This is a genomic window from Bacteroides muris (ex Afrizal et al. 2022), assembly GCF_004793475.1.
GTDB lineage: Bacteria > Bacteroidota > Bacteroidia > Bacteroidales > Bacteroidaceae > Bacteroides > Bacteroides muris.
The window spans coordinates 1-5,899 of record NZ_SRYZ01000084.1 but is presented as its reverse complement, the minus strand read 5'-3'; the positions used below and the strand labels follow the sequence as shown (position 1 = coordinate 5,899).

Below are 5,899 nucleotides of genomic sequence, written 5' to 3'. Positions count from 1 at the left end.
AATCATATTTTCGCTTTCTTTCTTGCAGGTTCAATACTTTTGTTATATATTGCCAATCGGTTTCCGTTAAATCTGTATGATACATCTTTTTTTAAGTTTGGTCGCTTCAAAGAAAGAAATAATCTGGCGGATACGGAAACCTCTTTAGAAAAAGATTTCAGGCATTTTTAAACAGGCTCTCAAAAATAACTCCTTTTTCCCTTGTGCAATTACCAAAAGGTTATTATATTTGCAGTGTCATAATGTATCGCGATCTTTTTATGACTGAAGACGAAGAGCTAAAGGCTCGGATTGAAGCTGCGAAAAAAGACCTCAGCTTCTTTTCCCTCTATTGGGATGACATTCAGAATACTGATTGGATTTCCAATGAGGAGCTTGAGGAAGGCATCAATGATTGTCTCGATGACTTGAATGATGCACAAGACAAGCTGAATGAAAATGGTAGCCCTCCTTGAGGGGGCTACTTTTTCTCTAACATATAATTTTTAGGCTTATGGACGTACAGAAAGAATTGGGAAAATGGAAGTCGGAATATGTAAAATGCAATACTCCGGAGGAATTGGCCGACCATAAAAAACGTTTCAGGGCTTTTCTGCAGACGCTTTCACCGGAGGATAAAAAAGCGTTTGCGCAAGCATTCCAAGATGGTGCTAGGCAATCAATCGATGAAGCCCAAGCCATTGTGAAAACAGTAGAAATCAGGCAGACCTTAGAAAAAGTATTGCCTTTCGCTTCCATGTCGTATATTGCCCAGCACTATTTTGGCAGAACACGCCAATGGCTATATCAACGGATTAACGGAAGTGCGGTAAACGGCAAACCTGCCAACTTTACCGCTGATGAACTGAATACCCTGTCTTTAGCTCTATCCGAGCTTGGCGACATAATGAAAGATACTTCCCGGTCTATCACGAGGCCGTAAGGTTTTAAATGTGACGGAGGGCTTCCACGGGCTGGAAGCCCTTTTTTTGTTGCCCATGAAGGGTAGTCTGGCGATAAATAATCAGATATGGTGCGGAGAAATAAAAAATCCCCACAGTGGCTCGAAGCTGTGGGGACAGAATGTTCAATAAAACGTCTATCAAGCTATGGATAGCGAGCCTAATTTGTTACAAATGTCGTGGATGGCATTATTAAAAATCAGCCTGTCCTGTTCACTTAGCGTATAGACACGGCCACGTACCTTGTAGCCGTAAATACGCTGTTGCAGCCAAGCCGTACTTTTCCCGAAATAATTACGGGCGATATAAGAGATTGGCACAATTTCCTTCATCTCCTTTATCTTCTCCTGCAAGGCTATTGTACGGTTCAGCTCCTCCGCTTCTTTAGCCAGTTCGTGATACCCGTTCAACAGCCAGTCGGCAATGGCTTCTGAATCGGCTTTCGTAGTGTAATGTTCTTGTATGTACAAGAACTTCTGTTGGTATTCCTCTTCCTTGTTGGTTGAATCTCCATTTAGAATGGCAGTAAGTTCCTTCAGTTCGTCATTGATTGTTTTCATAAGCAAATTTTTTTTGCCCCCTCTTTTCGTCCGAGGGGGCTGTTTTTACTTTTCTAATTCTTTTAGTTTGGTTTCCAGCATTTTTATCAGATGGTCTATTCTCAATTTTTCATCAAGTATGGCGTTCATCTTCTCTTCCGGTAACCCTTTACTGTTTTCAAATGCCCATTTCAGCATCTTTTGTTTCAACCTTAGCTCGGTTAGCTTCTGGGCAATTAGTAAAATCTCTTTTTTGTTTTCCATTACTTCCTTGTTTTATTGAACACTACAAAGATACATAGTGTTTTTGATATGTGCAACAAATACATAATAAATTTACTATGTATTATTGTTTTTTATGCACACAGGGGGATGAAGAATTATCAGCGGAAACTATCCATAAAAGAACAGTTCAAAGTCGCAGGAAAAGTCATAGGGGCTGTAAGTGCCGTGGTTGGTATCATATCGTTTCTGCTCGGGTTGTTATTTTAGTGATGCCCCTAAAGTATAGCAGATATAAGAAATGGCGGCTACAAACATCAAGCCTGCTATCCAAAAAAGTGTACGGAGTATTTTGTAATATGAAGTGTTCATAGCGAATTGTTTTTTGCAAAAATAATCAATCCTTTTTGATTATCCGTAACTTTTCCCCATCTTTGCCTTGCCCAATATAAACCAAACGTTTCAATTCCTTATGCCGTGCAACCCGTACTCAATCGGGTTCCGGGTGGTTCCGGTGGGCGCGCGGCATAAGGAATTGATTATTTAGATATGGAACTAAAAGATTTTATAAAAAACACTGTTTTGCAGCTTGCACAATCTGTTGATGAATTAAATAATGAAATGCCTGGTAAATTGATTGTCAATCCGGCAACAGTATTAGGAGCTGGCAAAAATCCCCATGTTGAGATACAAGGATATATGCACAATGTCATGGAAATAAATTTCGACTTGACACTAATAGCTGAAAACACAGCTGGTTCTCAAGGTAAGATAGGAGTGATGGCCGCAGTTCTGAATGCAGGAGGTAGTTGCGAAGAAGGCAAAACAAATAAATCGGAGAATAAAATAAGGTTTACTTTACCGGTAGTTTTACCCGCTGTAGAGGTAAGTGCTTATTAGAACTTTCCTTTAATAAACGAATACAGTCTTTGTACTTCATAGATTACATCTCTGTCTGTGCCTTGGCAGGAACGTGAGGCATATTTAACACAGCGCTCACGCAAACGGCGGTCAAAGTAAGATTTTAGCGTTTGTAGCATTTTTCTCATAATGATTCTTTTTTTTGCAAAAATACTATAAATAATTGAATATGAAACGAGTTTTATTGCTGATGAAGAAATTCGTCATAAAGCGTTATATTCGCTTTTGTAAGGTCATCCATATAATTTATCTTCCCGAACTTTTCAAGCGATTGTAGCAAGGTTCTGTGCTGTTTACGGGTGCTATCTTCGAGGTCTGTTCTATCCTCTATCCTTGTACGTACAAATTCAATGAACGAATCAGAACGGGTTGACTTTTCCAAAAACGCATTAAGTTTTTCAAAGTCAAACTGCTGGTTATTTTTCACAAGGTCAAGAATGAACTCGTTCAACTTTGCCATCATCCCATCAAGTATTGTGTTAAGCTGGATGGAGTTGACCGAATTAGTCACCTTCTTTTTTTCGTTCCATTGGTCGGAATACACCTTTACCGGTGTTCCAATCCATTTCCGCTTGCCTTCCGAAGTTACTTCGATTTGAACAAGTCCTTTTTTGGTTTTCGTGGCGACTTTCTTTCTGTCGAACACGAATTTCATTGTTGGGTACTTCATGCTTTTTAACGTTTTAAGTTAGTAAATAGTTAAACCGGAAAACGGTATCACATTTTTGGTATCAAGTAAAAATGTTGGTATCATATTGGTATCAAAAACAACTTCTTTCTCCGTATTTCTCTGTATTTATCCGCTTAATAGATGTTAATAGAATGCGGGAGGTAACAGCTTGATAGACAATAATAAACGCTTTAAACAACTGATAGACAACAAAAAAGGCAGCTACCGAAGTAACCGCCTTTCGTGATTCCGTTGCGATTCGGAATATAAAATACTATAAAACCAATACATATAACATTATATTAAAAATCAGAGTAATATAAAAATATTATATTGCATACCATTGCATTATGTTGTGCAATATTTGAACTGAGTTGTGCAATTTATGTATATTTGCACAACCGATATAACAGAGAATATATGACTACAGTAAAAGCATTTATAAGAACTGGGAAGAAAGATAAAGAGGTAAATGTCAGATTTCGATTATCTGATGGACGCAATGTACAGTTATTCCACAAATCAGATATTATGGTCTCTCCTACTCTTTGGGATGCCAAGACTGAAAAATATAAGGCTAAAAGTATTATAAAGTTAGACATAAGAACATCATTTAACACATCTATTGAAGAACGGAAGAATCTAATTTTATCCATTTATGGGAGCAACAAAGAATTAACCAGTGAAAAACTGGAAATCTTAATAGACCAGCACTTACATCCTGAAAAATATAACATCAGCAGTGAAGAGGAATCCATGTGTAGTATGTTCCAACGCTATGTTGACGGATGGCTAAATGCAGGTGTAATAGGTCCCGGCAGAAAGAAACATTACGATGTAGTGATAAGGGAACTGACTCGATTCCTCATTATCAATGGCATTGACGGGTTGCCGGTCAATGAATTCAATAAGGAACATATTCTAAATTTTCGTGATTTTCTACGCAAAGAATACACTCTGGTTGAAAAATTTCCAGAACTGTACGCAGAAATGAATAAGCGGAATATACCATCAAAGGAAAGAAGCCAGAATACAATTGCTGAGAAACTATTATTATTACAAGCATTTATGGTGGAGCTTGAAAGTAATGATGTTATTCCCGTATCTCCTTTCCGCAAGATAGGAAAAGAAAAAGAGTCCATTATGAAGCAACAATATGACGAGCCTTTCTTTCTCACCAAAACAGAATTCAATGAAGTTGTCCACAAAGAATGTCCCGAAACATTGCAGCGAGTAAAAGATGTATTCGTTGTTCAATGTTGTTTCGGTTGCCGTATAGGTGATTTCAGACGATTCACTTTTGATAATATCAGCATTGAAGAAGGAATACCTTACATTCATTATTTACCTCAGAAAACACACAAGGATGGACTTATACGCACTGAGATAAAAACTCCCATCATTCGTATTGCTTATAATATTATTATGAAGTATAAAGGTAGGCTACCAAGCAATGCTTTGTTACCCTATTATCCTGATGGCAATGGTGAAACCGGGTACAATTATCAAATAAAAAAACTACTTGAATACTGTGAGATTAGCCGGAAAGTGGCAATGTTTAGTGCGGCATTGGGAACAAATGAGTACAAATCCATATATGAGATCGCAAGCAGTAAACTTGCCCGTAAAACTCATGTAGATTTAATGAATAAAGTTCAGATAGATAAATACGCAGCAGGACTTCATGCAAAAGGCAGCGGAGCTGTAGACAGATATACCGGATTAGGTATAAAAGAACGTTTTATTTTAATGTGTGCGGCTTTTGGCTGTAATCAGTATGAAGTTGACGATGATTTATCTGTAATGGAATAGGCTCACTTAGTATCTCATATTGATACTCTGTTATTTGACACCATCCCCGTAGTTGAGCCGCTACGGGGATTTTTTATATTAATTTGTCAATGTCAACTCCCAGCTATCCATAATGGTCATCTCCCAATGTGGAATTCCACCACTATCCTTGACTGATACTCCATATACAGAAAGGCTCTTACCCAGACTGTCATATTCCATTAAGGCAGCTTCCTCTCCTTTCCGAATACGGAGATTCATAAATCCAGTCATTTCCTCCCAATCGGTAGGTCCAATGGAAAGATGTTCTATTATGCGTCCTCTTACCGATGCTCCAATAGCAAATTCCTTGATACGGTTCAAATATGATTGAGCTTCCTTATAGGTCATAGTACAAAAGTATGAAGTCTTAATGAAAAACAAAAAACGGGCGGCTTATCCAGCTGCCCCTTCTACAAATTCCTTCAACCGATACAATCTATCAATGGCCGGATTATAGAAAGCATCCGGATAATGCTGTTTAATATCACAGATATTCGCATTAACATACATGGAGGTATCAAAAATATGTTCTGCCTCACTTAATGTCACCTCTTTAGGCAATTGTGCGTTCTCAGCCCATTTCATTAAGGCATTCACGCTTTCTTCGTCATAATTGTATGCCATATTTTTTTGTTGCAAAGATAAATCATAGCAGAGAGAAGCCAAAGAAAAAAGGTAGCTTATTGGACTGCTTTACCTATCAAAACCTTGCTAAGTAATGTAATCATTCTATTTTCCGCCACGACAATTTTATCGGCTGTTTTTCAGCCGAT

At 38.0% G+C, this 5,899-nt stretch carries 10 protein-coding genes; 5 read left to right on the top strand and 5 right to left on the bottom strand.

Annotated elements, in window-relative coordinates; genetic code table 11:
* Positions 1 to 260 precede the first annotated feature (260 nt).
* Positions 261 to 455 carry a diguanylate cyclase gene (locus E5355_RS18685; protein ID WP_176469697.1) on the top strand — a complete coding sequence of 65 codons (195 nt, stop codon included), beginning with the start codon at positions 261 to 263 and terminating at the stop codon, positions 453 to 455.
* 38 nt (positions 456 to 493) lie between these two features.
* Entirely contained in the window at positions 494 to 922 is a 429-nt protein-coding gene (locus tag E5355_RS18680; protein ID WP_136011507.1) for a DUF5053 domain-containing protein, read from the top strand.
* Between the two features lie 159 nt (positions 923 to 1,081).
* Here E5355_RS18680 and E5355_RS18675 read toward each other — a convergent pair whose 3' ends face one another.
* Together E5355_RS18675 and E5355_RS18670 are read right to left on the bottom strand one after the other, a co-directional pair.
* On the bottom strand, positions 1,082 to 1,501 hold the full coding sequence (locus tag E5355_RS18675; protein ID WP_117922831.1) for a DUF5053 domain-containing protein: 420 nt from the start codon (positions 1,499 to 1,501) through the stop codon (positions 1,082 to 1,084).
* A 45-nt stretch (positions 1,502 to 1,546) separates the two neighbouring features.
* On the bottom strand, positions 1,547 to 1,744 hold the full coding sequence (locus E5355_RS18670; RefSeq protein ID WP_117922830.1) for a hypothetical protein: 198 nt from the start codon (positions 1,742 to 1,744) through the stop codon (positions 1,547 to 1,549).
* 507 nt (positions 1,745 to 2,251) lie between these two features.
* Here E5355_RS18670 and E5355_RS18665 point away from each other — a divergent pair.
* On the top strand, positions 2,252 to 2,602 hold the full coding sequence (locus E5355_RS18665; protein ID WP_136011506.1) for a hypothetical protein: 351 nt from the start codon (positions 2,252 to 2,254) through the stop codon (positions 2,600 to 2,602).
* A 202-nt stretch (positions 2,603 to 2,804) separates the two neighbouring features.
* Here the strand turns inward: E5355_RS18665 and E5355_RS18660 are convergent, their stop codons facing one another.
* A complete protein-coding gene (locus tag E5355_RS18660) occupies positions 2,805 to 3,293 on the bottom strand; it encodes an Arm DNA-binding domain-containing protein (protein ID WP_136011505.1) in 489 nt (162 codons plus the stop codon).
* A gap of 420 nt (positions 3,294 to 3,713) precedes the next feature.
* Here E5355_RS18660 and E5355_RS18655 point away from each other — a divergent pair, with 420 nt between their 5' ends.
* Positions 3,714 to 5,105, top strand: coding sequence for an integrase (locus E5355_RS18655; RefSeq protein WP_130080459.1), 1,392 nt, complete (start codon positions 3,714 to 3,716; stop codon positions 5,103 to 5,105).
* Between the two features lie 78 nt (positions 5,106 to 5,183).
* Here the strand turns inward: E5355_RS18655 and E5355_RS18650 are convergent, their stop codons facing one another.
* Together E5355_RS18650 and E5355_RS18645 are read right to left on the bottom strand one after the other, a co-directional pair.
* Positions 5,184 to 5,474 carry a hypothetical protein gene (locus tag E5355_RS18650; protein ID WP_136011504.1) on the bottom strand — a complete coding sequence of 97 codons (291 nt, stop codon included), beginning with the start codon at positions 5,472 to 5,474 and terminating at the stop codon, positions 5,184 to 5,186.
* Between the two features lie 45 nt (positions 5,475 to 5,519).
* A complete protein-coding gene (locus tag E5355_RS18645) occupies positions 5,520 to 5,750 on the bottom strand; it encodes a DUF6965 family protein (RefSeq protein WP_136011503.1) in 231 nt (76 codons plus the stop codon).
* On the opposite strand from E5355_RS18645, the gene gpGT reads away from it, so the two are divergent.
* On the top strand, positions 5,744 to 5,845 hold the full coding sequence (gpGT, locus tag E5355_RS20415) for a phage tail assembly chaperone GT (protein ID WP_370868497.1): 102 nt from the start codon (positions 5,744 to 5,746) through the stop codon (positions 5,843 to 5,845). The two genes, E5355_RS18645 and gpGT, sit on opposite strands and share 7 nt — an antisense overlap.
* The last annotated feature ends 54 nt before the right edge of the window (positions 5,846 to 5,899 follow it).